Annotated in this window: 20 protein-coding genes; 11 read left to right on the forward strand and 9 right to left on the reverse strand. The window is 71.1% G+C overall.

What is annotated here, in order from left to right; translation table 11 throughout:
- Positions 1–7: 7 nt before the first annotated feature.
- Together OG885_RS36015 and OG885_RS36020 are read left to right on the forward strand one after the other, a co-directional pair.
- A complete protein-coding gene (locus OG885_RS36015; RefSeq protein WP_405738878.1) occupies positions 8–898 on the forward strand; it encodes a diacylglycerol kinase in 891 nt (296 codons plus the stop codon).
- Between the two features lie 40 nt (positions 899–938).
- On the forward strand, positions 939–3,794 hold the full coding sequence (locus OG885_RS36020) for a DEAD/DEAH box helicase (protein ID WP_405738881.1): 2,856 nt from the start codon (positions 939–941) through the stop codon (positions 3,792–3,794).
- 66 nt (positions 3,795–3,860) lie between these two features.
- Here the strand turns inward: OG885_RS36020 and atzF are convergent, their stop codons facing one another.
- The 4 genes from atzF to OG885_RS36040 form a co-directional block, all read right to left on the reverse strand.
- On the reverse strand, positions 3,861–5,501 hold the full coding sequence (gene atzF, locus OG885_RS36025) for an allophanate hydrolase (protein ID WP_405738884.1): 1,641 nt from the start codon (positions 5,499–5,501) through the stop codon (positions 3,861–3,863).
- Between the two features lie 10 nt (positions 5,502–5,511).
- Complete coding sequence (locus OG885_RS36030) at positions 5,512–9,012, reverse strand: 5-oxoprolinase/urea amidolyase family protein (protein ID WP_405738887.1); 3,501 nt, start codon at positions 9,010–9,012, stop codon at positions 5,512–5,514.
- Positions 9,009–9,605, reverse strand: a complete 597-nt coding sequence (locus OG885_RS36035) for an urea amidolyase associated protein UAAP2 (protein WP_405743022.1) — start codon at positions 9,603–9,605, stop codon at positions 9,009–9,011. The genes OG885_RS36030 and OG885_RS36035 overlap by 4 nt, the downstream gene beginning before the upstream one ends.
- 104 nt (positions 9,606–9,709) lie before the next feature.
- A complete protein-coding gene (locus OG885_RS36040) occupies positions 9,710–10,534 on the reverse strand; it encodes an urea amidolyase associated protein UAAP1 (protein ID WP_405738890.1) in 825 nt (274 codons plus the stop codon).
- A gap of 158 nt (positions 10,535–10,692) precedes the next feature.
- Between OG885_RS36040 and OG885_RS36045 the strand changes: the two genes are divergently transcribed.
- The 6 genes from OG885_RS36045 (at position 10,693) to OG885_RS36070 (ending at position 16,142) form a co-directional block, all read left to right on the forward strand.
- Complete coding sequence (locus OG885_RS36045; RefSeq protein WP_405738893.1) at positions 10,693–11,319, forward strand: TetR/AcrR family transcriptional regulator; 627 nt, start codon at positions 10,693–10,695, stop codon at positions 11,317–11,319.
- Positions 11,320–11,590: 271 nt separating this feature from the next.
- Entirely contained in the window at positions 11,591–13,174 is a 1,584-nt protein-coding gene (locus tag OG885_RS36050) for a sensor histidine kinase (protein ID WP_405738896.1), read from the forward strand.
- Entirely contained in the window at positions 13,171–13,578 is a 408-nt protein-coding gene (locus OG885_RS36055) for a roadblock/LC7 domain-containing protein (protein ID WP_059196512.1), read from the forward strand. Before OG885_RS36050 ends, OG885_RS36055 begins: the two co-directional genes overlap by 4 nt.
- Positions 13,575–13,982: a DUF742 domain-containing protein gene (locus tag OG885_RS36060; RefSeq protein ID WP_405738900.1), complete on the forward strand. Its 408-nt coding sequence runs from the start codon at positions 13,575–13,577 to the stop codon at positions 13,980–13,982. The genes OG885_RS36055 and OG885_RS36060 overlap by 4 nt, the downstream gene beginning before the upstream one ends.
- Entirely contained in the window at positions 13,963–14,583 is a 621-nt protein-coding gene (locus OG885_RS36065; protein ID WP_405738903.1) for a GTP-binding protein, read from the forward strand. Before OG885_RS36060 ends, OG885_RS36065 begins: the two co-directional genes overlap by 20 nt.
- Positions 14,584–14,657: 74 nt before the next feature.
- On the forward strand, positions 14,658–16,142 hold the full coding sequence (locus OG885_RS36070) for a cytochrome P450 (protein ID WP_405738906.1): 1,485 nt from the start codon (positions 14,658–14,660) through the stop codon (positions 16,140–16,142).
- Here OG885_RS36070 and OG885_RS36075 read toward each other — a convergent pair.
- Both OG885_RS36075 and OG885_RS36080 read right to left on the reverse strand, forming a co-directional pair.
- A complete protein-coding gene (locus tag OG885_RS36075) occupies positions 16,136–17,083 on the reverse strand; it encodes a pseudouridine synthase (RefSeq protein WP_405738909.1) in 948 nt (315 codons plus the stop codon). The two genes, OG885_RS36070 and OG885_RS36075, sit on opposite strands and share 7 nt — an antisense overlap.
- A 41-nt stretch (positions 17,084–17,124) precedes the next feature.
- Positions 17,125–18,672, reverse strand: coding sequence for an amino acid permease (locus OG885_RS36080; RefSeq protein ID WP_405743024.1), 1,548 nt, complete (start codon positions 18,670–18,672; stop codon positions 17,125–17,127).
- Positions 18,673–18,853: 181 nt separating this feature from the next.
- On the opposite strand from OG885_RS36080, the gene OG885_RS36085 reads away from it, so the two are divergent.
- From OG885_RS36085 to OG885_RS36095, 3 genes are all read left to right on the forward strand, one after another.
- A complete protein-coding gene (locus OG885_RS36085; RefSeq protein WP_405738912.1) occupies positions 18,854–19,447 on the forward strand; it encodes a PadR family transcriptional regulator in 594 nt (197 codons plus the stop codon).
- A 181-nt stretch (positions 19,448–19,628) separates the two neighbouring features.
- On the forward strand, positions 19,629–20,645 hold the full coding sequence (locus OG885_RS36090; RefSeq protein WP_405738914.1) for an ATP-binding cassette domain-containing protein: 1,017 nt from the start codon (positions 19,629–19,631) through the stop codon (positions 20,643–20,645).
- Positions 20,642–21,418, forward strand: coding sequence for an ABC transporter permease (locus OG885_RS36095; protein ID WP_405738917.1), 777 nt, complete (start codon positions 20,642–20,644; stop codon positions 21,416–21,418). The genes OG885_RS36090 and OG885_RS36095 overlap by 4 nt, the downstream gene beginning before the upstream one ends.
- A 58-nt stretch (positions 21,419–21,476) precedes the next feature.
- On the opposite strand, the gene OG885_RS36100 is transcribed toward OG885_RS36095, so the two are convergent.
- The 3 genes from OG885_RS36100 to OG885_RS36110 all read right to left on the reverse strand — a co-directional run bounded on the left by OG885_RS36100 (position 21,477) and on the right by OG885_RS36110 (position 23,783).
- Positions 21,477–22,319, reverse strand: a complete 843-nt coding sequence (locus tag OG885_RS36100; protein ID WP_405738920.1) for a siderophore-interacting protein — start codon at positions 22,317–22,319, stop codon at positions 21,477–21,479.
- Between the two features lie 147 nt (positions 22,320–22,466).
- Positions 22,467–23,396 carry a 5'-3' exonuclease H3TH domain-containing protein gene (locus OG885_RS36105; RefSeq protein WP_405743026.1) on the reverse strand — a complete coding sequence of 310 codons (930 nt, stop codon included), beginning with the start codon at positions 23,394–23,396 and terminating at the stop codon, positions 22,467–22,469.
- 21 nt (positions 23,397–23,417) lie between these two features.
- Positions 23,418–23,783: a hypothetical protein gene (locus tag OG885_RS36110; protein ID WP_405738923.1), complete on the reverse strand. Its 366-nt coding sequence runs from the start codon at positions 23,781–23,783 to the stop codon at positions 23,418–23,420.
- Positions 23,784–23,887 lie beyond the last annotated feature (104 nt).

Here is a 23,887-nt window from a genome sequence, read left to right on the forward strand (position 1 = left end):
CAGTGACGTGACCAGCGAGATCACCCTCTTCGTCAACCCCACCGCGGGCCGCGGCCGGGGCGCCCACGCGGCGCAGCCGGCCGCTTCCGCGTTGCGGGCGGCCGGCTTCCACGTGCGTACGGTCCTCGGGGAGAACGCCGAGGACGCCCTCACCCGCGCGCGTGCCGCCGTCGCCGACGGCACCGGCGCCCTGATCGCCGTCGGCGGCGACGGCATGGCCAACCTCGCCCTCCAGGCCGTCGCCGGCACCCGCACCCCGCTCGGCCTGGTCGCCGTCGGCACCGGCAACGACCTCGCCCGCGCCCTGGGCCTGCCGGTGCGCGACCCCGCCGCGGCGGGCCTGCGGATCGCCGAGGACCTCAAGGGCGGCCACCTGCGCGACATCGACCTCGGCCAGGTCGACGGCCGCTGGTTCGGCACCGTCCTCGCCTCCGGCTTCGACTCCCGCGTCAACGACCGCGGCAACCGCATGAGATGGCCCACCGGCCGCTTCAAGTACGACCTGGCGATGCTCGCCGAACTGGCCGCGTTCCGCCCCTTCCCGTACCGCGTCCGCCTCGACGACGGCGAGGTCCGGGAGATCGACGCCACCCTGGTCGCGATCGGCAACGGATCGTCGTACGGCGGCGGCATGCGCATCTGCCCCGGCGCCGACCTCACCGACGGCCTGTTCGACGTCACCGTCGTCGGGGACTGCACGCGCGCGACGCTGCTGCGGGTCTTCCCGAGCGTCTACAAGGGCACCCACGTCGACCATCCCAAGGTCAGCGTGTACCGGGCGGCGAAGGTCGAGATCAGCGCGCCCGGCATCACCGGGTACGCGGACGGGGAGCCGCTCGGGGCGCTTCCGCTGCTCGCGCGCTGTATCGGCGGTGCCGTGCGCGTCGTAGGCCTGTGAGCTGCGTAAAGACAAGGTTTCAGCGGGCCGGATCCGGATAATGATCGTCCTGTTGTCAGTGAGGCCCGGTACGCTCGAAAGCACGATGACAGAGGACCTCTCACCGGCCGAGCGGTACGCGGCTGCCCGCCTGCGGGCTGCCGAGCAGGCCACCGCACTCGCGGGCTTCCGCGAGATGTACGACTTCGGCCTCGACCCCTTCCAGATCGAGGCCTGCCAGGCGCTCGAGGCGGGGAAGGGCGTGCTGGTGGCCGCCCCCACCGGCTCAGGCAAGACGATCGTCGGCGAGTTCGCCGTCCACCTCGCCCTGCAACAGGGCAAGAAGTGCTTCTACACGACACCCATCAAGGCGCTGTCGAACCAGAAGTACGCCGACCTGTGCCGCCGTTACGGCGCCGACAAGGTCGGTCTGCTCACCGGCGACAACAGCGTCAACTCCGAGGCGCCGGTGGTCGTGATGACCACCGAGGTGCTGCGGAACATGCTGTACGCGGGCTCGCAGACCCTCCTCGGACTCGGGTACGTGGTCATGGACGAGGTGCACTACCTCTCCGACCGCTTCCGTGGTGCCGTATGGGAAGAGGTGATCATCCACCTCCCCGAGTCGGTCACGCTCGTCTCGCTGTCGGCGACCGTGTCCAACGCCGAGGAGTTCGGCGACTGGCTCGACACCGTCCGCGGCGACACCGAGGTGATCGTCTCCGAGCACCGGCCCGTGCCGCTGTTCCAGCACGTGCTCGCCGGGCGGCGGATGTACGACCTGTTCGAGGAGGGCGAGGGCCAGAAGAAGGCCGTCAACCCTGACCTCACGCGGCTGGCCAGGATGGAGGCCCAGCGGCCCTCCTACCAGGACCGCAGACGCGGCAGGGCGATGCGCGAGGCCGACCGGGAGCGGGAGCGCCGACAGCGCTCGCGGGTGTGGACCCCGAGCCGTCCCGAGGTCATCGAGCGGCTCGACGCCGAAGGGCTGCTGCCCGCCATCACGTTCATCTTCAGCCGAGCCGCCTGCGAGGCGGCCGTACAGCAGTGTCTGTACGCCGGGCTGCGGCTCAACGACGACGAGGCGCGGGGCAGGGTGCGCGCGCTGGTCGAGGAGCGCACCGCCTCCATCCCGACCGAGGATCTGCACGTCCTCGGGTACTACGAGTGGCTGGAAGGCCTGGAGCGCGGCATCGCGGCCCACCACGCGGGCATGCTGCCGACGTTCAAGGAGGTCGTCGAGGAACTGTTCGTACGCGGCCTGGTCAAGGCCGTGTTCGCGACGGAGACCCTCGCGCTCGGCATCAACATGCCCGCCCGCTCCGTGGTGCTGGAGAAGCTCGTCAAGTGGAACGGCGAGCAGCACGCCGACATCACACCCGGCGAGTACACCCAGCTGACGGGGCGTGCGGGGCGGCGCGGCATCGACGTCGAGGGCCATGCCGTGGTGCTGTGGCAGCGCGGCAGCAGCCCCGAGCACCTGGCCGGCCTGGCGGGCACGCGCACGTATCCGCTGCGGTCGAGCTTCAAGCCGTCGTACAACATGGCGGTCAACCTGGTCGAGCAGTTCGGGCGGCACCGGTCGCGCGAGCTGCTGGAGACGTCGTTCGCGCAGTTCCAGGCCGACAAGTCCGTCGTCGGTATCTCGCGGCAGGTGCAGCGCAACGAGGAGGGTCTCGAGGGCTACAAGGAGTCCATGACCTGCCACCTCGGCGACTTCGACGAGTACGCGCGGCTGCGGCGGGAACTGAAGGACCGCGAGACCGAGTTGGCCCGCCAGGGCGCCAACCAGCGGCGTGCGGAAGCCGCGACGGCGCTGGAGAAGCTCAAGCCGGGCGATGTCATCCATGTGCCGACCGGCAAGTACGCCGGGCTGGCGCTGGTGTTGGACCCGGGGCTGCCCGCCGGACGGTCCAACGGGCATCGCGGGTTCGAGCAGCATGACGGGCCCCGGCCGCTGGTGCTGACCGCCGAACGGCAGGTCAAGCGGCTGGCGTCGATGGACTTCCCGGTCCCCGTCGAGGCGTTGGACCGGATGCGGATCCCGAAGTCCTTCAACCCGCGCTCGCCGCAGTCCCGTCGGGACCTGGCGTCCGCGCTGCGCACCAAGGCCGGGCACATTCCGCCGGAGCGGGCCCGCAAGAAGCGGTCGCAGGCCGCCGACGACCGTGAGATCGCGCGGCTGCGGACGGAGATCCGGGCGCACCCCTGCCACGGGTGCGACGAGCGGGAGGACCATGCGCGCTGGGCCGAGCGGTACCACCGGCTGCTGCGGGACACCTCACAGTTGGAGCGGCGCATCGAGGGCCGGACGAACACCATCGCGCGGACCTTCGACCGGATCGTCGCGCTGCTGACCGAGCTGGACTATCTGCGGGCCGACGAGGTCACCGAGCACGGCAAGAGGCTCGCGCGGCTCTACGGTGAGCTCGATCTGCTGGCCAGCGAGTGCTTGCGGGCGGGGGTCTGGGAGGGGCTTGCTCCTGCGGAGCTGGCCGCGTGCGTCTCTGCGTTGGTGTACGAGGCGCGGGTCGGTGACGACGCGATGGCGCCGAAGGTGCCGACGGGTGCGGCGAAGGCCGCGCTCGGGGAGATGGTGCGGATCTGGGGGCGTCTTGACGCCCTTGAGGAGGACTTCCGGATCACGCAGTCCGAGGGGGTCGGGCAGCGTGAGCCGGATCTCGGGTTCGCCTGGGCCGCGTACATGTGGGCCAGTGGGAAGGGGCTGGACGAGGTGCTGCGGGAGGCTGAGATGCCTGCCGGGGACTTTGTGCGGTGGTGCAAGCAGGTGATCGATGTGCTGGGGCAGATTTCTGCTGCGGCTCCTTCTCGGGAGGGGTCCACTGTGGCGAAGACTGCGCGTAAGGCTGTGGATCTGTTGCTGCGGGGGGTTGTGGCCTACTCGTCGGTGGGGTGACGGGTTCAGGGGCGGGTGCGGGTGAGTTGTGGCTGGTCGCGCAGTTCCCCGCGCCCCTGAGGTTCGTCATCTGTCCGTGCGCTTCAGATAGTTCCGCCAGCTGCCGTGCGCCGTGATGTCCTCGGCATCCCGTAGGGCGCTCGGTTCGCACAGGAAGCCTGGGACCCGGCTGCCGTCCGCCAGTTCCACGCTGCCCAGGGTCATCGGGCGGGGGAGCGTGGACAGGAGGCGGCCCAGGCCCTCTGCCGGGAGGTGCCAGATCTCTGTCTCTATCGGCGCTCCTTCCTCGCCTACGTGTACCAGGCCCGGCTTCGGTGGGATCGTCCGCAAGGCGTGCAGGCGGTAGACCGGGGCCGTTGTGGTCGTACGCTCCAAGCGGGCGCCCAGGGACAGGAGCTGGGGGTTCAGGGGCTGGCCGGACAAGTGGGCGCCCACCACCGCCAGTTGGGTCCGCGGCTGGAGCAGGGCCGCGATCCTGGCCAGGCGTTCGTCGGTGAACGCCGGGCCGATCAGCATCACGCCGAACGGGAGGCCGTTCACCTCGCCCGCCGGTGCCGCCACCGCGGCCAGGTCGAAGAGGTTCGTCGAGTTGGTGAAGCGGCCCAGGCGGGCGTTGGCGGCGAGGGGATCGGCGGCTACTTCGGCCAGGGTGGGGTGACCCGGGGTCGTGGGGAGCAACAGGGCGTCCGCGTCCGAGAGTTCCGCCAGGGCTCGGGTGCGCAGGGCGGACAGGCGGTCCAGGTCGGCGTAGAGCTGGTGGGCCGGGATGTCGCGGGCCCGGGTGATGATGCCGGCGACGGTCGGGTCCAGGCCCTCGCCACCCTCCGCGAGCAACTTGTCGACAAAGCTCCCCACCGCTGTGTAGCGCTCGGCCACGAACGCGCCTTCGTAGAGCATCGCGGCCGCCTCCGTGAACGGGGTCAGGTCGAGGGGTTGGATCTCGACGCCCGTGGAGGCCAGCTGCGCCACCGCCGCCTCGTAGGCCTCCGCCCAGCCCTCGTCCAGTTCGCCCAGCTGGTCGAGGGACGGGACCGCTATCCGCCAGGGGCCGGGTGGCCGGCCGGGGACGGGGGGCGGGGTGGCCGTCGTCATGTGGGACAGGGCCTGCTCCGCCTCCGGGAGGGTGCGGGCGAAGACCGTCACGCAGTCCAGGGAGGCGCAGGCCGGGACCACTCCGGTCGTCGGGACCAGGCCCCGGGTGGGTTTGAGGCCGACGATGCCGTTGAAAGCGGCCGGTACCCGGCCCGAGCCCGCCGTGTCGGTGCCCAGGGCGAAGTCGACCAGGCCGAGGGCCACCGCGACCGCCGAGCCCGAGCTGGAGCCGCCGCTGATGCGGGACGGATCGTGGGCGCCCCGGACGGCGCCGTGCGGGGAGCGGGTGCCCACCAGGCCCGTCGCGAACTGGTCCAGGTTCGTGGTGCCCAGCACGATCGCGCCGGCCGCCCGCAGGCGGGCGACCACGGGAGCGTCGGCCTCGGGACGGTAGGCGTACGCCGGGCAGCCCGCGGTCGTCGGCAGGCCCGCCACGTCGATGTTGCCCTTGGCCGCGAACAGACGCCCGGCCAGCGGGAGGCCCTCGCGGGCGTCGACGGCACGGGCCTCGGCCTCGACCTCCTCCTGCGGACGCAGGTCGATCCAGATCTCCGGTCGGTCCACGGCCTCGATACGGGCGTAGGCGGCGCGGACGCGGGAGAGAGCGTCGGTCATGGGGTTCCTCTCAGTTCGCGGGCGCGAGGACCAGCAGTGCCGTCCCCGCCTCCACCTGGTCGCCCGGTCTGGTCAGGATCTCCGCCACCACGCCGTCGACCGGCGCGTGCACCCTGGACTCCATCTTCATCGCCTCCAGCGCGAGCAGCGGCTGCCCGGCCGTCACCTCGTCACCGGGTGCGACGTTCAACTGCCATACGGAGGCGGCGAACTCGGCCTCGATCAGGCTCCCGCCCGCGGGGACCGTCACCTCGGCCGGGGGAGCCGGTACGGCCGCCGTCTCCGCCCTGGTGAACTCGCCCGCGGCCTCCCACGCGTCGCGCTCCGCGGTGAACGCCGACTGCTGCCGTGCCTTGAACTCCCGTATGGAGTCGGCGTTCTCGGCGAGGAAGCCCTGGTACTCGGCGAGCGAGAAGGTGCCCTCCTCGATACGCGGCACGAAGCGGCCCGAGGTGATGTCGGCCCGCAGGTCGAGGAGTTCGTCCGGGCCGACCGGATACCACTTGATCCGGTCGAAGAAGCGCAGCAGCCAAGGCGACCCCGGCTCGAACGCGCCGCGCTGCTGCCACCCCGACCACACCTGGGTCGTGCGGCCCACGAACTGGTATCCGCCGGGCCCCTCCATGCCGTAGACGCACAGGTAGGCGCCGCCGATGCCGACGGAGTTCTCGGCGGTCCAGGTGCGGGCCGGGTTGTACTTGGTGGTCACCAGGCGGTGGCGGGGGTCGAGGGGGGTGGCGACGGGGGCGCCCAGGTAGACGTCTCCCAGGCCCAGGACGAGGTATTCGGCGGCGAAGACCGTGTCGTACACGTCGTTCACGGACGCCAGGCCGTTGACGCGGCGGATGAACTCGATGTTCCAGGGGCACCAGGGCGCGTCGTCGCGGACGCCCGCCATGTAGCGGGCGATCGCCTCGCGGGTCGCCGGGTCGTCCCAGGACAGGGGGAGGTGGACGGTGCGGGAGGGGACGACGAGTTCGTCCGTGGGCGGGAGTCCTGCGGTGATCTCGCGCACGGCGGCCAGGAGTTGGGTTTGGGAGAGTCGGGTCGGGTCCGTCTGGATCTGGAGGGAGCGGATGCCCGGGGTGAGGTCCGTGATGCCCTCGGGGCCGTCCGCGGCCACCGCCTCCATCAGGGCGTGGACGCGCATGCGCAGCGCCAGGTCGAGGTGCATGGGGCCGAATTCGACGAGCAGGTTGTCGTCGCCGCTGCGGCGGTACGTCACGTCCCCGTCACGGGCGAGGATGCCGCCGTCCACGATCTCCGGGCGGGGTGAGCCGTCCACGGTCACGGGAGTGAAGCGCACGGTGTCCCCCGGGCGCAGCTGGCCCAGCTTCCAGCGCTCGGTGCTCAGGACCGTCGCCGGGCACACGAAGCCGCCGAGGGACGGTCCGTCGGGGCCGAGGAGTACCGGCATGTCGCCGGTGTAGTCGACGGCGCCGACCGAGTACGGGGTGTCGTGGATGTTGGACGGGTGCAGGCCCGCCTCGCCGCCGTCGGTGCGGGCCCAGCGGGGCTTGGGGCCGACGAGACGGACGCCGGTGCGGGCCGAGTTGAAGTGCACCTTCCAGTCGGCGGCGTAGAAGTCGCGGATGTCGTCCTCGGTGAAGAACTCCGGTGCCGCGTGCGGGCCTTCGACGGCGCCGATGTGCCAGGTCGAGCCGTAGGTGGGGCGGTCGGTGACCGGGGTGCCGGTGGTCCGGGTTCCGCCGTGCAGGACGTCACCGGTGCGCAGGGCCCTGCCGCCGTGGCCGCCGAAGCGGCCGAGGGTGAAGGTGCTCGCGCTGCCGAGGAAGGCGGGGACGTCGAGGCCGCCGGCGACGAGGACGTAGGTCCGCAGGCCGTGTTCCCGAGGGGCACTGATGGAGAGCGTCGCGTGCGAGGGCACCGTCACCGGTTCCCACTGCGGGACCGGTACGCCGTCCACGGTGACCTCGGCCGGGGCGCCGGTGACGCAGATGGTGGTGGGGTGGGTGAACCTCAACGAGGGGCCTTGGAGGGTGCATTCGAGGCCGGGGGCGCCTTCGTGGTTGCCGAGCGCCTGGTTGCCGAGCCGGAAGGCGCGGTCGTCCATCGGGCCGCACGGGGGGACGCCGACCTGCCAGTAGCCGGTGCGGCCGGGCCAGTCCTGCACGGTGGTGAGGGTGCCGCCGGAGACGACCTCGATGCGGGGGGTGGGGTCGGCGATGCTCGCCAGGGTCGCGGTCGAGTGCGTCGCCTGGGTGAAGCGCGGGTCCGCGAGGGCGGCGCGGACCAGGCCGAGGTTGGTCTCGATGCCGTCGACACGGGTGCGGGCCAGCGCCTCGTCGAGCCGGCGCAGTGCGTGCGCGCGGTCCGAGCCGTACGCGATGACCTTCGCGAGCATCGGGTCGTACGACGTCGTCACCTCGGTGCCCGTCTCCACCCAGCCGTCGACGCGGACGCCGGGCGGGAACTCGACCCGCGTCAACAGGCCCGCGCTGGGCCGGTGTTCGCGCGAGGGGTCCTCGGCGTAGACGCGGGCCTCGACGGCGTGCCCGCGCGGTGGGCCGGGGGTGCGGACGACGTCCGTCTCGCCGCGGGCCAGACGCAGCATCCAGGCGACCAGGTCGACGCCGTAGATCTCCTCGGTGACCGGATGCTCCACCTGGAGACGGGTGTTGACCTCCAGGAAGTACGCCTCCTCGCGCGCGGCGTCGTAGACGAACTCGACGGTCCCGGCGGACCGGTAGTCGACGGAGGCGCACAAGTCGCGGGCGGACTCGGCGAGTTGATGGCGGACATGGTCCGGTAGCCCTGGGGCCGGTGCCTCCTCCAGGACCTTCTGGTTGCGGCGTTGCAGGGAGCAGTCGCGGTCGCCGAAGGTGACGACCCGGCCCGTGCCGTCGCCGAAGACCTGTACCTCGACATGGCGGGCGTGCTCGACCAGGCGCTCCAGGAAGACGCCCGCCGAGGAGAAGGAGGCGGCGGCGACGCGTTGCACCCGCTCCCAGGCGTCGGTGAGTTCGGCGGCGGAGCGGCAGGCCGACATGCCGATGCCGCCGCCCCCGCCGGTCGCCTTGAGCATGACGGGGTAGCCGATCGCGGACGCCCGTGCGTGCGCCTCCTCCAGAGAGGCCAGCAGGCCCGTCCCCGGCGCCAGCGGTACCCCCGCGGCCTCGGCCGCCGCCCGCGCGGTGTGCTTGGCGCCGAACAGCTCCAGCTGCTCCGGCGTCGGGCCGACGAACACGATCCCGGCGGCCTCGCAGCGGCGCGCGAACTCGGCGTCCTCGGACAGGAAGCCGTACCCGGGATGGATGGCCCCCGCGCCGGTGTCCTTGGCGGCCTTCAGGACCAGGTCGGCGTCGAGGTAGGACTCCTTCGCGGGCGCCGGACCGAGCCGCACCGCCTCGTCGGCGAGGCGGACGTGGGGTGCCGAGCGGTCGGGATCGGAGTACACGGCGACCGTGCGCAGGCCCAACTCCCGTGCCGTGCGGATGATCCGTACCGCTATCTCACCCCGGTTCGCGACCAGCAGCGTGTCGAAGCTCATCCGGCGGCCCCGATCGTCATCTCCACCGCGGTCGGTTCGAAGCCGTTGCAGGGGTTGTTGATCTGGGGGCAGTTGGAGACGAGCACGAGGACGTCGCGGTCGGCGCGCAGGGTGAGGGACAGCCCCGGCGCCGAGATGCCGTCCACGATGCCGAGGGTGCCGTCCTTCTCGACCGGCACGTTCATGTACCAGTTGATGTTGGAGACCAGGTCCCGCTTGCCCAGGCCGTAACGGGCGCCCTCGGCGAGGAAGTTGTCCACGCACGCGTGCTGCGACCAGGTGTGGTGGCCGTAGCGGAGGGTGTTCGACTCCTTGGAGCAGGCGCCGCCGACCGTGTCGTGGCGGCCGACGTCGTCGGCGACGACCGTCATCAGCGGTGTGTGCTCGTTGGACATCAGCACGCTGCCCGTGGTGAGGAAGATGCCGCCCTGGGCGTGGATGGTGTCGGGCGCGCTGTAGCGGACGGACGTGTCGTGGGCGTCGTAGACGAGGAAGTCGACGGCCTGGTTGCCGTGCAGATCGGTGAGGGTGAGCGTCTCGCCGGAACGCAGGACGGCGGACCAGGCGGCGCGAGCGGGAACGACGGCCTTCACAGGATCGGCGGTCTTCGCGGGATCGGCGGTCTGTACGGGATCGGCGGTCTTCGCGGGATCGGCGGCCCGCACAGGACCGACGGCCTTCGCGGGAATCACGGACGTCATGCGAGCCCCCTCGCGGCGAGGAATTCGGCGGTGTTCAGGAAGGCGCGGCGGCCCTCGGGCGTGGCGTCCCAGAGCGGGTCGCCGGGTGCGGTGGGTCCGGCGCGCCAGGCGAGGACCTCCAGCGGGGTGCTGACGTAGTCGGGGCGCGGGTCGGCCGGGTGCGGGACGTTGGCGATCAGCACGGTGACGTCCTGCTCGGTGCGCAGGGTGACGCCGGCGCCCGCTCCGGCCGAGCCGGTGAAGTCCAGGGCGCCGTCCTCGTGGACCTCCACGCCCTGGAAGAAGGAGAGCGAGGGCGGCAGATCGCGGGGCTCAAGACCGTTCTTGGCCGCCGCCAGCTTGAACAGCTCGCGTCCGGCGGGGGAGGCGGACTGCGGGGTGCCGTCGCCGTACCGCTCGGTGTTGCGTACGAGGCTGGAGGTCCCGCACAGCGTGTCGTGGCGGCCGGAGGTGTCGGCGACGACGGTCGCGAGGACGCGGCCCTGGTCGGACAGGAGCAGCCGACCCTCGCCGAGGTAGGCGTTCCACTGCACCTTCACCGTGTCGGCGACGTTCAGCCGCTCCCAGGGGCGGTCCGCCGCGTAGAGCAGAAGGTGGGCGCAGGCGTCGCCGCGCAGGTCGGTCAGGCGCAGCTCGGTGCCGCGGGTGAGGACGCGGTGGGTGTAGTTGCCGCCCGCGACCGTCTCGGCCCACACCAGATGGCCCGCCTCGCAGGGGGGATCCGGCCAGTCGGCGGCCGGTACCACCGTCATGGCCTCGGTGCGCGTGCCCTGTTGGGCGCGGGCGTGATCGCGCGCTCCGTATGTGGTCGCTGTGGCCATCGCGGGACCTCCGGCTCCGGTCTATTTCTGTCGTGCGACAGAAATTAGGGGCGGGGTGGTTCGCTCGGGTTGCCCGGGTGTTGCGGGGCGGTTACCGAGGGCTCACCCCCCGGCCGGCCGGAGATCGCCGGGCAGCGCCCTGTGCGAGGATCGAACCCATGGGAGCGACAGGTGGGCGACGGGTCGGCAGGCCGCGCGCCGCGCAGCGGCCGGACAGCGGCCTGGAGCCGCGCGACGAACTCCTCGCCGCCGCCGCGGAGTTGTTCACCACCCGTGGCTACGCGGCCACCACCACCCGGGCCGTCGCCGAGCGCGCGGGCATGCGCCAGGCCTCCATGTACCACTACGTCTCCGGCAAGGAGGAACTGCTCGCCCAGCTCCTGGAGTCCACGGTCACCCCGTCCCTGGCGTACGCCCGTGAGCTCCTCGCCGACGACGCGACACCGGCCGGGGACCGGCTGTGGGAGCTGTGCCGTGCGGACGTCGAGGTGCTGTGCGGCGGCCCGCACAACCTGGGCGGCCTGTATCTGCTGCCCGAGGTGCGCGCCGAGCGGTTCGCCGGGTTCCACGCCGTACGGGCCGAACTCAAGGACGCCTACCGTCAGTTGCTCGCCGCGACCGTGTCCGGGGGCGCGCTCGCCAAGAGCGAGCTGGATCTGCGCACCGACCTGGTCTTCGGGCTGATCGAGGGGGTTATCCTCGTCCGCCGCTCCGACCCCGAGCGTCCCGTGTCGGTGTTCGCGGAGGCGACGGCCGACGCCGCGCTGCGTATCGCCGGGGTCTGAATCCCCTTACGGGAAGCGGCTCTTCACTCGTCACGGTGAGTGGTTTTCGTACGTCTGTCCACCGTGACGCACCGTGTGCGAACGGCGGCTCAGTGTGTAAATGGAGCCGAGAGTACTCCTGTCGCGAGGTGCGTTTCAGGCGCTTGCCGAATATGACACGGCGATGATCCGGTCGGACTAAGCTCGCCCGCAGCGCACCGAGTTGAGATGTATTCGGGCGCTTGTTCCCCAAATATGCGCCTCCCAGCCGATATGTTTTCAGAGGGCCTACATGGTGAGTGTTCAATCCCCACCCGGACGCCGTGAACTTCCCTACGCGCGCGTGCTGTTGCTGCCCGCGATACTGATGGCCGCGGCGACCGGAGCCGCAGCCGCCGCAGTGTCGGAGCCCGCCCGCACAGCCGTCGGCTGGTGCGGCGGCGTCGCCATGCTCTTGGTGCTCGCGACGGCGGCCGAAGCGGTACGTCGCGGCCGGGCCCTGCGTGACCTGCGGGACGAGCACGCTCGTCACACCGCGTATCTGGAACGCCGGGTCGCCTCCCACGAGGGCGAGATGCTCCGCTTCGCCAAGGAGATCGCACCCGCCGCGATCCACCGGTTGCGATCCGGAAATTCGCCCGGTGAGGTGATTCGCCGCATCGGCGACATCGACCCCTCCTACCGCGAGCTCCCCGAGTCGCAGCTGATGGTGCTCTCGACGGTCCTCGACATCATCGACCGCGAGGAAGCCCTGCGCGACTCCGCCCAGCGGTCCTTCGTCAGCATCGCCCGCCGCGTCCAGGCCATCGTCCACCAGCAGAACAAGGAACTGCGCGAGATGGAGGAGGACCACGGCCGCAACCCCGAGGTCTTCGACGACCTCCTGCGCATCGACCACGGCACCGCGCTGATCGGCCGCCTCGCCGACTCCATCTCGGTCCTCGGCGGCGGCCGCCCCGGCCGCCAGTGGCCCGACCCCGTCCCGCTCTACAGCGTGCTGCGCGGCGGCATGTCCCGCATCCTCGAGTACCGCCGCATCAAGCTGGACTCCATCGCCCAGGTCAACATCCGCGGCATCTCCGTCGAGCCGGTCATCCACGCGGTCGCGGAACTCCTGGACAACGCCACCCGCTACTCGCCACCGCAGACCAAGGTCCACGTCACCGCGACCGAGGTGCAGACCGGTGTCGCCGTCGAGATCGAGGACGCCGGCGTCAGCTTCAGCGAGGAGGCCCGCAACAAGGCCGAGGGCATGCTGGAGCGGGCCCAGGCCGGCGTCGACCTCCAGGACCTCGGCGACTCCCCGCGCCTGGGCCTGGCCGTCGTGGGGCGCCTGTGCTCGCAGTACGACATGCAGGTCTCGCTGCGCAGTTCGGCGTACGGCGGTGTCCGCGCCGTCCTCGTCGTGCCGCGCGAGATGATGACGAGCGAGCCCGCCCCCGGACTCGCCCACGGCATCGGCGCCGGCGCCGTGCCGAAGACCGAAGGTGCGCTCGAAGGTCCCAAGCGCGCACCCAAGAGGCGCCGCCCCACCAGCCCCCGCATCCCGGCCACCATGTCCATGGAGGACGAGGTCCCCGAGGTGACCGAATGGACCGCGGGCGGGCTGCCGCAGCGCCGCAGTCGGGTCAAGATCCCGCTCAGCCAGCGGCTCGCCGAACAGGCCGCCGCCGAGAAGGCCGAGCGGGAGGGCAAGCCGTCCATCTGGTCGACGCCCGCCCCCGCCCCCGTGCCGGAGCAGAAGGAACCCGAACCCGGCCTGTGGGTCGAGGCGTTCTGGAACGGACTCAAGGGCGACCCGGACCCGACCGCACTCACCCAGCAGACCACCGAGCCGGCCCGCATCGAGGCCGACGACGAGAGGGACCACAAGTGATCCAGCAGCGCGCCAACTTCGACTGGATGCTCAAGGATCTCGCCGATGGCGTACCGGGCATCGAGATGATCGTGGTGCTCTCCGCCGACGGACTGCGCATCGCCCGCCACGGCGGCGACCCGGACGCGGCCGACCGGGTCGCCGCGGCCTGCGCGGGGCTCCAGAGCCTCGCCGGAGCCGTCGCCCACGAGATCCCGGGCAGCGACGGCCGGATGAAGATGGTCCTCATCGAGATCAACGGCGGCTACTTCTATCTGATGGCCGCGGGCCCCAACGCGTACCTCGCGGTCCTGTCCGACGTGGTCGCCGAACCAGGACTGATGAGCAACAGAATGCGCGATCTGGTCGTCCGGATCGGCGCCCATCTGACCAGTCCGCCCAGGCGCAACGGCCAGACCGTATGACTCCTCCGCAACGCCAGCGGCGATACCCCAGTCCCGAAGTCGTCGAACCGGTCCCCAAGCCCGAGGGAGAGGGCGGTGGAAAGCGCCCTCCGGAACGCCTGTACGTGGTCGCGGGACCGGACGGCGAGCGCGCCGACCTCGACCTCGTCACGTTAATCGTGGCGCGCGCCGACCCACCGCCCTCCGCGACGCCCGAGCAGACGGCGATGCTCCGGCTCACCACGGCACCCCTCTCGGTGGCCGAGCTCTCGGCCTATCTCAACCTGCCGTTCAGCGTGGTGACCGTGCTGCTCACGGAGATGCTGACGGCCGAACTGGTGCAGGCGCGCGCCCCGATCGTGCGGCAGGCGCTCCCCGACCGTTCCCTTCTCGAAGCGGTGATGCATGGACTTCAAAGGCTCTGACACCATCCCCGGACCACGCTCAGAGGATCATCTGCCGCACACGGCCCAGGCCGCGGTGAAGATCGTGATCGTGGGCGGCTTCGGAGTCGGCAAGACGACGATGGTCGGCTCGGTCAGTGAGATCAGGCCGCTGACCACCGAGGAGACCATGACGCAGGCCGGGATCGGGGTCGACGACAACTTCGGCTCCGACACCAAGACGGCCACCACCGTCGCCATGGACTTCGGCCGTATCAGCATCACCGACCAGCTCGTGCTGTACCTGTTCGGCACCCCCGGCCAGGAACGCTTCTGGTTCCTGTGGAACGGCCTGTTCGAAGGCGCGCTCGGCGCGGTGGTCCTCGTCGACACCCGCCGCCTCGAAGTGAGCTTCGACGTCATAGGACGGCTGGAGGAGCGCGGAGTGCCCTTCGTCGTCGCCGTCAACAGCTTCCCGGACGGGCCGCGTTACCCCGTCGCGGACCTGCGCAGCGCGCTCGACCTGGCCCCGGAGATCCCCATCGTGGAGTGTGACGCGCGCCGCCGGGCGTCCAGCCGCGATGTGCTGATGACCCTGATGCGTTTCCTGCACTCGCTCGCGATGACGGGCGCGCTCACCTGACGTCCCGAGCTTTGCCGGGCGCCGCCACCCGACCTCAACTTCCCTGCAACCGGATCCACTTCGGAGCGATCACTGTGACGCCTGAATCCCACTCCCCGACCGGTGCCGGCCCCCTGGCCGGCCCGCCCCCCGGCTGCCCCGCCCACGGCCGCGGCCCCGGGGGACTGCACCGGCTGTACGGCCCCGAGGCGGAGGACCTCGAAGGGCTCTACGAGCAACTCCGCCAGGACCACGGCCCGGTGGCGCCCGTGCTGCTCCACGACGACGTACCGATGTGGATCGTCCTCGGCCACGCCGAGAACCTCCATCTGGTGGGCACGCCCTCGCACTTCTGCCGGGACAGCCGCATCTGGACCCCGCAGATCGAGGGCATGGTCAAGCCCGACCACCCGATGATGCCGCACATCGCCTGGGCGCCCATCTGCTCCTACGCCGAGGGCGACGAGCATCTGCGGCTGCGCGGCGCGGTCACCGGCGCCATGTCGACCATCGACTACCGCTCCATCCGCCGCCACATCAACCGCTACACCCAGCGCCTGGTCAACGACTTCTGCGAGACCGGCGAGGCCGATCTCATGAGCCAGTTCGCCGAGCATCTGCCGATGGCCATCCTGTGCGAGATCCTCGGCATGCCCGACGAGTACAACGACCGGCTCGTCCAGGCCACCCGCGACCTCCTCAAGGGCACCGAGACCGCCAACGCCAGCCAGGGGTACGTCATGGGCGTCCTCCAGCGGCTCGCCGAACGCCGCCGCAGGGAGCCCCACGACGACTTCGCCAGCCACCTCGTGCTGCACCCGGCGAAGCTCACCGACGACGAGGTCACCACCCACCTCTGGCTCGTCCTCATGGCCGCCTACGAGGCCACGGTCAACCTCATCGGCAACGTCATCCGCATGGTCCTCACCGACCCGGGCTTCCGCGCCCAGCTGAACGGTGGCCAGATGACCGTGCAGGAAGCGGTCGAGCAGTCCCTGTGGGACGAGCCGCCGTTCAGCACCGTCTTCGCCTACTACGCCAAGCAGGACACCGAGCTGGGCGGTCAGCGCATCCGCAAGGGTGACGGCCTGCTGTTCGGCATCGCGCCGGGCAACGTCGACCCCCGGGTCCGCCCCGACCTCAACGCCGGTATGCAGGGCAACCGTTCCCACCTCGCCTTCGGTGGCGGCCCGCACGAGTGCCCCGGACAGGACATCGCCCGTGGCATCGCGGACACGGGTGTCGACGCGCTGCTGATGCGGTTGCCGGACGTCCAACTCGACTGCGACGAGGACGAGTTGGAGTGGCGTCAGTCGATCTCCTCGCGGCATCTGGTGGAACTGCCGGTCCGGTTCGCACCGAAGCCGCAGCAGGACATCATGCAGAAGCCGGGCCACGCCCCGGTGCCGCAGCAGCGGCCCGCCTGGCAGCTGGGCACGGAGCCGACGGCGCCGGAGACACCGGCCGCGGTGGAACCCCAGCCGGCCGCCGCGCCGCCGCAGCCGCCCGCCCCCACGCCCGAACCCGTCCGGCCGATGGGCGCCTGGCGGCGGTTCCTGCGCTGGTGGCGGGGTTACTGACCGGCCCAGCCGGTGTACGAGGACCAGGCCTCCAGCACTCCGGTGCTGCGGAACCGGTGCTCCGTCCCCGTGACCGGGTCGGTGAACTCCAGTGAGCGCGCGAGCAGTTGCAGCGGTCGCCGGAAGTCACCGGCCGGCACGGCGTCCGTCACCACGGGGTACAGCGGATCACCGAGCAGGGGCAGACCCAGCGCGTTCATATGGACCCGCAGCTGATGGGTCTGCCCGGTGGCCGGCAGCAGTCGGTACCGGCCGAGTCCGTCGCGGTGGTCGACGAGTTCGACGCCGCTGACGGCATTGGGCTCGCCCTCCACCTCGTAGGCGGCCAGCACCCCGCGTTCCTTCACGATCCGGCTGCGCACGGTCCGGGGCAGGGCGAGCGTCGGGTCGTACGGGGCGATCGCCTCGTACTCCTTGCGCACCCGCCGCCTGGCGAACAGTGTCTGGTACGCGCCCCGTTCCTCGGGGCGCACCGTGAACAGCACGAGTCCGGCGGTGAGCCGGTCGAGGCGGTGGGCGGCGCCCAGCGCCGGGATGTCCAGGTCCCGGCGCAGTCGGGCGAGCGCCGTCTCGGTGACATGGCTGCCGCGCGGAGTGGTGGCCAGGAAGTGCGGCTTGTCGGCGACGACGATGTGCTCGTCCCGGTACACGATCCCGAGCGGGAACGGCACCGGCACCTCGGGGGGCAGCTCCCGGTGGAACCACACGTACAGGCCGGGGACGTACTCCGCGTCGGGTGCCACCGCCCGTCCGTCCGCGGCGACGACCTGCCCCGCCGTGAACATCCCGTCGACGACCCCGGCCTCCGCCCCGCTGAGCCGCTGCACGAGGTACTCCCGGACCGTGCCCCACGGTCCGTCGGGGGGCAGCCGGACCCGCACCGGGTCCACCCCCTCGCGCTGGGGGAGGGGAGAGGGCGGGATCCGGTTCTTGCGTCTCATCACCGGCCAGACTAGATCGTCAGGACCGGCAGGGTGGATCGTCAGGCCGGGGCGACGGCCTCCGCGGGGAGCGTCGACCGGGCCTTGCGGGCCCGGTAGGCCACACCCGCCGCGACGGTGACGCCGAGGAACAGCACCGTGAACCACTGGAAGTACCAGTGGCCGCCCGCCGGGTCGTACACCGCGGCTCGGGGCCAGGCCAGGTTGACGGCCATGAGGAGGCCGTAGACGAGGGCGAGGGCGTTGACCGGGACGCCCCAGCGGCCGAGGGAGAAGAGCTGCGCGCCCGTCTCGTCGGTGCCGTCGGTGGTGAAGCGGCCGCGCAGCCGGGCGACGAGGAGCGGGCCGGTGACCATCGCGTACGCCAGGTACAGCATCACGATGCAGGTCGTGCCGATGGCCAGGAACGCCTCCGGGGAGGCGAAGTTCAGCAGGAGCAGGGCCGCGGCGAGGACGCCCACGACGAGTGCGGGCGCGGTCGGCATGCCGGTACGGGGGTTGACCCGGGCGAGCCGGGCCGAGAAGGGCAGTTGGCGGTCGCGGGCCATGGAGAACAGCATCCGGCAGGCCGCCGTCTGGATCGCGAGGGTCGCCACCGCGATCGCCACCACCACGTCGGCCAGCAGCACCTTGCCCACGCCGTCGCCCAGGCTGCTGGTGAGGACGTAGCTCAGCCCGTCGACCGCGAGGCGCCCGTCCGTGAGGCTGGGCGCCGCCAGCAGGCCGCCCAGCACGATCAGCCCGCCGAGCAGCCCCGCCGCGCCCAGCGCGGTGAGGATCGTCCGGGGCGCGGTACGGCGGGGACGGTGCGTCTCCTCGCTCATCTCGCCCGCGCTGTCGAAGCCGATCATCACGTACGCGGCCGTGAACGAACCCACCAGCAGCGCCCCCAGCAGCCCGCTCTGCGCGGCGCCCTCGGTGTGGAAGGTGATGCCCGGGGTGCGCTCGGAGTGGGTGAGCAGCAGGACGACGATCAGCACCGCGCCGATGATCTCGGCGGTCACGCCGACCCGGTTGATCACGGACATCACGCGGTTGTCCAGGACGTTCACCAGGGTCGTCAGCGCCAGCAGGACCACCCCGAGCAGGGCCGCGTTGGCCGCGCCGTCCGCCGAGGTCGGTGCCGGGTCGGTGCCGACCAGCTGGAAGCCGGACCAGATGGCGGGCAGCACCATCTGGAGCGCCAGGGCCGCCGCCGCGACGACCACGATCTGTCCGATCACCATGATCCAGCCGGCGAACCAGCCGAAGGTGAGGTTCGAGAGGCGGGACGACCACTGGTAGATCGCGCCGGAGATCGGATAGCGCGCCGCCAGTTCGGCGAAGCAGGCGGCGACCATCAGCTGGCCGAGCAGGACCGCGGGCCAGGCCCAGAAGAAGACGGGGCCGCCGAACGCGTACCCGAAGGCGAAGAACTGGAAGACCGTCGTCAGGACGGAGATGAAGGAGAACCCGGCCGCGAACGAGGCGTACCGGCCGAGGCTGCGGTGCAGCTCCTGGCGGTAGCCGAACGCGGTGAGGGAGCGGTCGTCGGGGGAGTGCGGTGGATCGGGGCGGAGGTCGGACGGGGTGGTGGTCCCTGACGAAATCTGGGCGAGGGGCTGTTTCGCCCCGATGACGCGGCCATGTCGAAGGCGGTCCCAAGTCCTCACGCCCTTGCGTGAGCCTCCAGAACGCGATACATCGTGTCTATTGACGGGTGGCTCTAGGTCGCGATATGTTCGGCTACGGATATTCGGATACGGGTGGGATGCGAGGTGAACCGGACTCATGCGACGACGTAAGCTCCGCAACCCCCTGGCGCTCGCCGTGCTGGCGACGCTGTGGCAGAAGCCGATGCATCCCTACGAGATCGCCCAGACCCTGCGCCGCCAGGGCAAGGACTCCAGCACGAAGATCAACTACGGCTCGCTCTACACCGTCGTGCAGAGCCTCGAGAAGCACGGCTTCGTCGAGGTCACGGACGTGGAGCGACAGGGCAACCGCCCCGAGCGCACGGTCTACGGCATCACCGCCGCCGGCCGCCAGGAGACCACCGAGTGGATGTCGGACCTGGTCGCCTACCCGGCCAAGGAGTACCCGATCTTCGAGACCGCGCTCTCACTGCTCGGTGTGCTGCACCCCGACGACGTGGTGACGCTGCTGGAGGAACGGCTCGACGCCCTGCTGGTCCAGGCGGCGAGCAGCCGTGGCGCGCTGGAGAAGCTGTACGAGACGCTGCCCCGGCTCTTCCTCGTGGAGAACGAGTACCAGCTCCACATGGTGGAGGCGGAGGCGGCGTGGGTGCGTGGCTTCCTCGACGAGATCAAGGCGGGCGCACTGCCCGGCATCGAGGAGTGGAAGACCCTGCACGAGAAGACGTGACCTGAAGCAGAACAAGAACAGGCCCCGGCACGGCTGTTGCAGCAGCGGTGCCAGGGCCTCGAACCCCGAGCTGAATCCGCCGTGAGGCACATCCAGGCGATCGAGGTGCGGCACACCCAGGATAGCCCGGTGCCCCTCTGGCGGATCAGCTGTCATCCGCTCATCCAGGAGAGCACCTGCCATGAACACCCGTGCGCCCGCAGTCGAGGCGCGTCAGCTGATCAAGACCTACCCCGGTGACGTCACCGCCCTCAACGGCCTGGACATCACCGTCGAACCCGGCACGGTCTTCGGGCTCCTCGGCCCCAACGGCGCCGGCAAGTCCACCACCGTCAAGATCCTCACCACCCTGGCCCGTCCCGACTCCGGCGCGGCCACCGTCGCCGGACAGGACGTACTGCGCCACCCGGACCGGGTCCGCCGCGCGATCGGCGTGGTCGCCCAGAACTCCGGCGCCGACCCCGTCGCCACCGGCCGCGAGAACCTGCGACTCCAGGGCAGGCTCCACGGCGTGAAGGGCGCCGCCCTCGACCACCGGGTGACCGAGCTGCTCGACCGCTTCAGCCTCTCCGACGCCGCGAACCGCCAGGTCAAGGGCTACTCCGGCGGCATGCGACGCCGGCTCGACGTCGCCCTCGGCCTGGTGCACCGCCCCGAGGTCCTCTTCCTCGACGAGCCCACCACCGGCCTCGACCCGCAGGCCCGCAGTGCCATGTGGGACGAGATCGGCCGGCTCGCCGGTGAGGAGGGGCTGACCATCCTGCTCACCACGCACTACCTCGAAGAGGCCGACAGGCTCGCCGAGCGCGTCGCGATCGTCGACCGCGGCCGGGTCGTCGTCGAAGGCACCCCGGACGCCCTCAAGGGCGAACTCCGCGGCGACGCCGTCCACCTGGAACTGCGCGCCACGGTCGGTGAAGCCGGTCGTACGCTGCTGGGGAGCGCCCTCGGCGGACTGCCCGGGGTGCACGAGGTGCTGATGGACGGCCGGCGCGTCAGCGTCCGCGCCGACGACGGGGCGGCCGCGATGCCCGCCCTGCTCGGCGCCCTGGAGCGGGCCGGTGTCGGCGTCGGCGCCGCGACCGTCGCCCGCCCCTCGCTCGACGACGTGTATCTGCGCTACACGGGGCGGCGCTACACGGAGAGCACGGAAACCGTGGACACCGAAGAGCTGGTTCCCGCGGGAGGCACCCGATGAGCACCGCCGTCTCCCAGACCTGGTACATGACGCAGCGCCAGCTCATGGTGTTCGTACGGCAGCCCGCCTACGCGATCATCACGCTGATCCAGCCTGTGATCTGGCTGTTCCTCTTCGGCAGCCTGTTCCGCGACGTCGTCGAGCTCGGCGGCTTCGGCACCACCTCCTACCTCGACTACCTCGTCCCCGGCGTGGTCGTGATGAGCGCGCTGAGCTCCAACATGTGGGCGGGGATGACCACGCTCGACGAGATCCAGCGCGGCACCCTCGACCGCTTTTTGACCACCCCGGTCAGCCGGGCCGCCCTGATGAACGGCAACGTCGTCAACAACGGCCTGGTCACCGCCCTCCAGTCGGTCGTCATCGTGCTGCTCGGACTGCTGGGCGGCGCGGACTACCCCGGCGGGATCGCGGGCGTCGTCGTACTGGTCCTCGCCTCGGTCCTGCTCGGCACCGTCTTCGGAGCACTGTCCAACGCGCTCGGGATGCTGGTGCGGGAGCGCGAGTCGATCATCGGCATCAACACCTTCCTGCTGCTGCCGCTGACCTTCCTCTCCAGCGCCTTCATGGCACCGAGTCAGATGCCGTCCTGGATGCGGCACATCGCCGACTTCAACCCGCTCAACTGGGCGATGGTGGCCGGTCGTTCCGCACTGTCCGACCACCCTGACTGGGGCGCGGTGCTGGGGCGCGGCGGGGCGCTGCTGGCGCTCGCGGTGGCGGCTGTGTGGCTGTCGATACGGACGTTCAGGTCGTATCAGCGGTCGGTGTAGCGGGAAAGGCGAAGGAGGGCGCTCGGGCGCCCTCCTGAACCGCTCGGCCGCCGTGGCGCTACGCCGCCGGCGTGCCCTCCTGCTCGCTCTCGATCCGGGCGTTCCACTCCCGCTTCGAGGCCTGCCAGCCGTCCTCGTTGTGGCCGAGCCGCCAGTAGCCGGAGATCGACAGGTCCTCGCGCGCGATCTGGCGCTCGACGCGCAGCAGCTGCCGCAACTCCTTCACGAAGTGCGCCTCGCCGTGGACGAACGCGTGCACCCGCCCCTCGGGGAACTCCAGCGCGCGTACGGCCTCGGTCAGCGCCTCGCCGACCGGCCGGTCCCCGCGGTGCACCCAGACGACCTCCACATCGGAGTCGATCTTCTGCTCCTCCTCGGGTCCCGACACCTCGACGAAGGCGTGCGCCGTGACACCGTCGGGCAGGGACTCCAGGGAGCGGGCGATGGCGGGCAGCGCGCTCTCGTCGCCGACGAGCAGATGCCAGTCGGCGGCGGCATCGGGGGCGTAGGCGCCACCGGGGCCCATGAAGCGGACGGTCTCGCCCGGCTGTACACGCACCGCCCAAGGACCCGCGAGGCCTTCATCGCCGTGGATCACGAAGTCCAGGGTCATCTCGCGGTGTTCGGCGTCCCAGTGGCGGATCGTGTAGGTCCGGGTCACCGGCCACTGCTCGCGCGGGAACTCCTCGCGGATCCGTTCCATGTCGAAGGGCTCGGGATAGACGGCACCCCCCGCCGGGAACAACAGCTTCACGTAATGGTCGGTGCAGGTGTCCGCCGCGAAATCGGCGAGCCCCTCGCCACCGAGCACGACCCGCTGCATGTGCGGGGTCAGTCGCTCGGTGCGGACGACCTGCGCGGAATGCGGCTTCCGCGGCTTGCGTCCCGGTCGTTCTGCCATGGCGGCCTCCCTGCTTCCATGCTTAGGCTTACCTAAGTTAGCATCTCCCCTTACTTAACACCCCTTGTCTGAGGGCAAGATTAAGCCAAACGTGAGAGCGCGGTTTCCCTCTGATGAGAGGATAATTCTCTCGACGGAGAAGGTGATTTACGGAGTCAGGGTCGTCAGCAGCCGCTGCAGCGACCCGCCCAGGCCCCAGCGTGCCGCCAGCTCCTCCACCGCGGCCGGGTCCCGCGGGCCGCGCGGCAGCGTCGGGTCGACGTCCGGCAGCGGGACGTCGTCGGCGACCTTCACGACCGTAGGCGCCACCGCGACATACGGCCGCGACTCGTCGAGGCGCTTGCGCTGCGACGGCGTGAGCTTCGCCTTCGGGTCGTCGACCGCCGCCATGATCCCGGCCAGGTCGCCGAACTCGGCCAGCAGCTTGGCCGCCGTCTTCTCCCCGATGCCGGGCACCCCCGGCAGACCGTCGCTCGGGTCGCCGCGCAGCAGCGCAAGGTCCGCGTACCCCCGTCCGTCGACCCCATACTTCTCGCGCAGCCACGCCTCGTCGGTGAGCTGGAGCGTGCCCACGCCCTTGAGGGGGTACAGCACGCGGATGCCGCGGGCGTCGTCCACCAGCTGGTACAGGTCGCGGTCGCCGGTGACGATGTCGACCGGGCCCTTCGCCCGCGCGGTGAACGTGCCGATCACGTCGTCCGCCTCGTAGCCCGCGACGCCCACGCGCGCGATGCCGAGCGCGTCCAGGACGGCCTCGATGACCGGCACCTGGGGCGACAGCGTGTCCGGCACCTCCTCCTCGTCCGGTCCCACCTCGTGCTCCTCGGCGACGCGGTGGGCCTTGTAGGAGGGGATCAGATCGACCCGCCACTGGGGACGCCAGTCGGCGTCCATGCAGGCCACCAGCTCATCGGGGCGATGGTCCCTGACCAGGCGGTCGATGAACTCCAGCAGTCCGCGCACGGCGTTCACCGGCGTGCCGTCCGGGGCCTTCACGGACTCCGGGACGCCGAAGTAGGCGCGGAAGTAGAGCGAGGCGGTGTCGAGAAGCATGAGTCGTCCGGTCACGCCTCGCATCATGCCGTACGGCACCGACACTCACCCGCCGGTGCCGACGCCGGTCAGCAGCCATCGCCACCGCGGCCGCTCGGTGACCAGCGTCGCCGCGGCCAGCACCGACACGACCACCGCCGCCCACACCGGCCAGGCCCACCACGCCGCGACCACCGCCGTGACGAGCTGGAGCAGCACCAGCAGGATCGTGACCGCGCCGGACACCGGGACGATCACCTGCGCCTTGTCGCCCGGTGTGGAGAACACGGTCGGCAGACCGATGAGGACCACCACCGCGAGGACGGCGAGCGCCCAGGAGTACGGGGCCAGAGCCCAGGGCGCGGCGACCCACGCCACCAGCTCCGTCGCGAAGCGCAGCACGGATGCGCGTCTGTCGTCCGGTCGTTCCACAGCCGTCCCCCCAGCACCGATGTGAAGCGTCGACGGTGATCCTACGGACCGGTACGGGGATCCTGCGGACTGGTTGTGAACTGAACCACTTCCCGGTTTGTCCT

This window comes from Streptomyces sp. NBC_00028 (assembly GCF_045041065.1).
GTDB lineage: Bacteria > Actinomycetota > Actinomycetes > Streptomycetales > Streptomycetaceae > Streptomyces.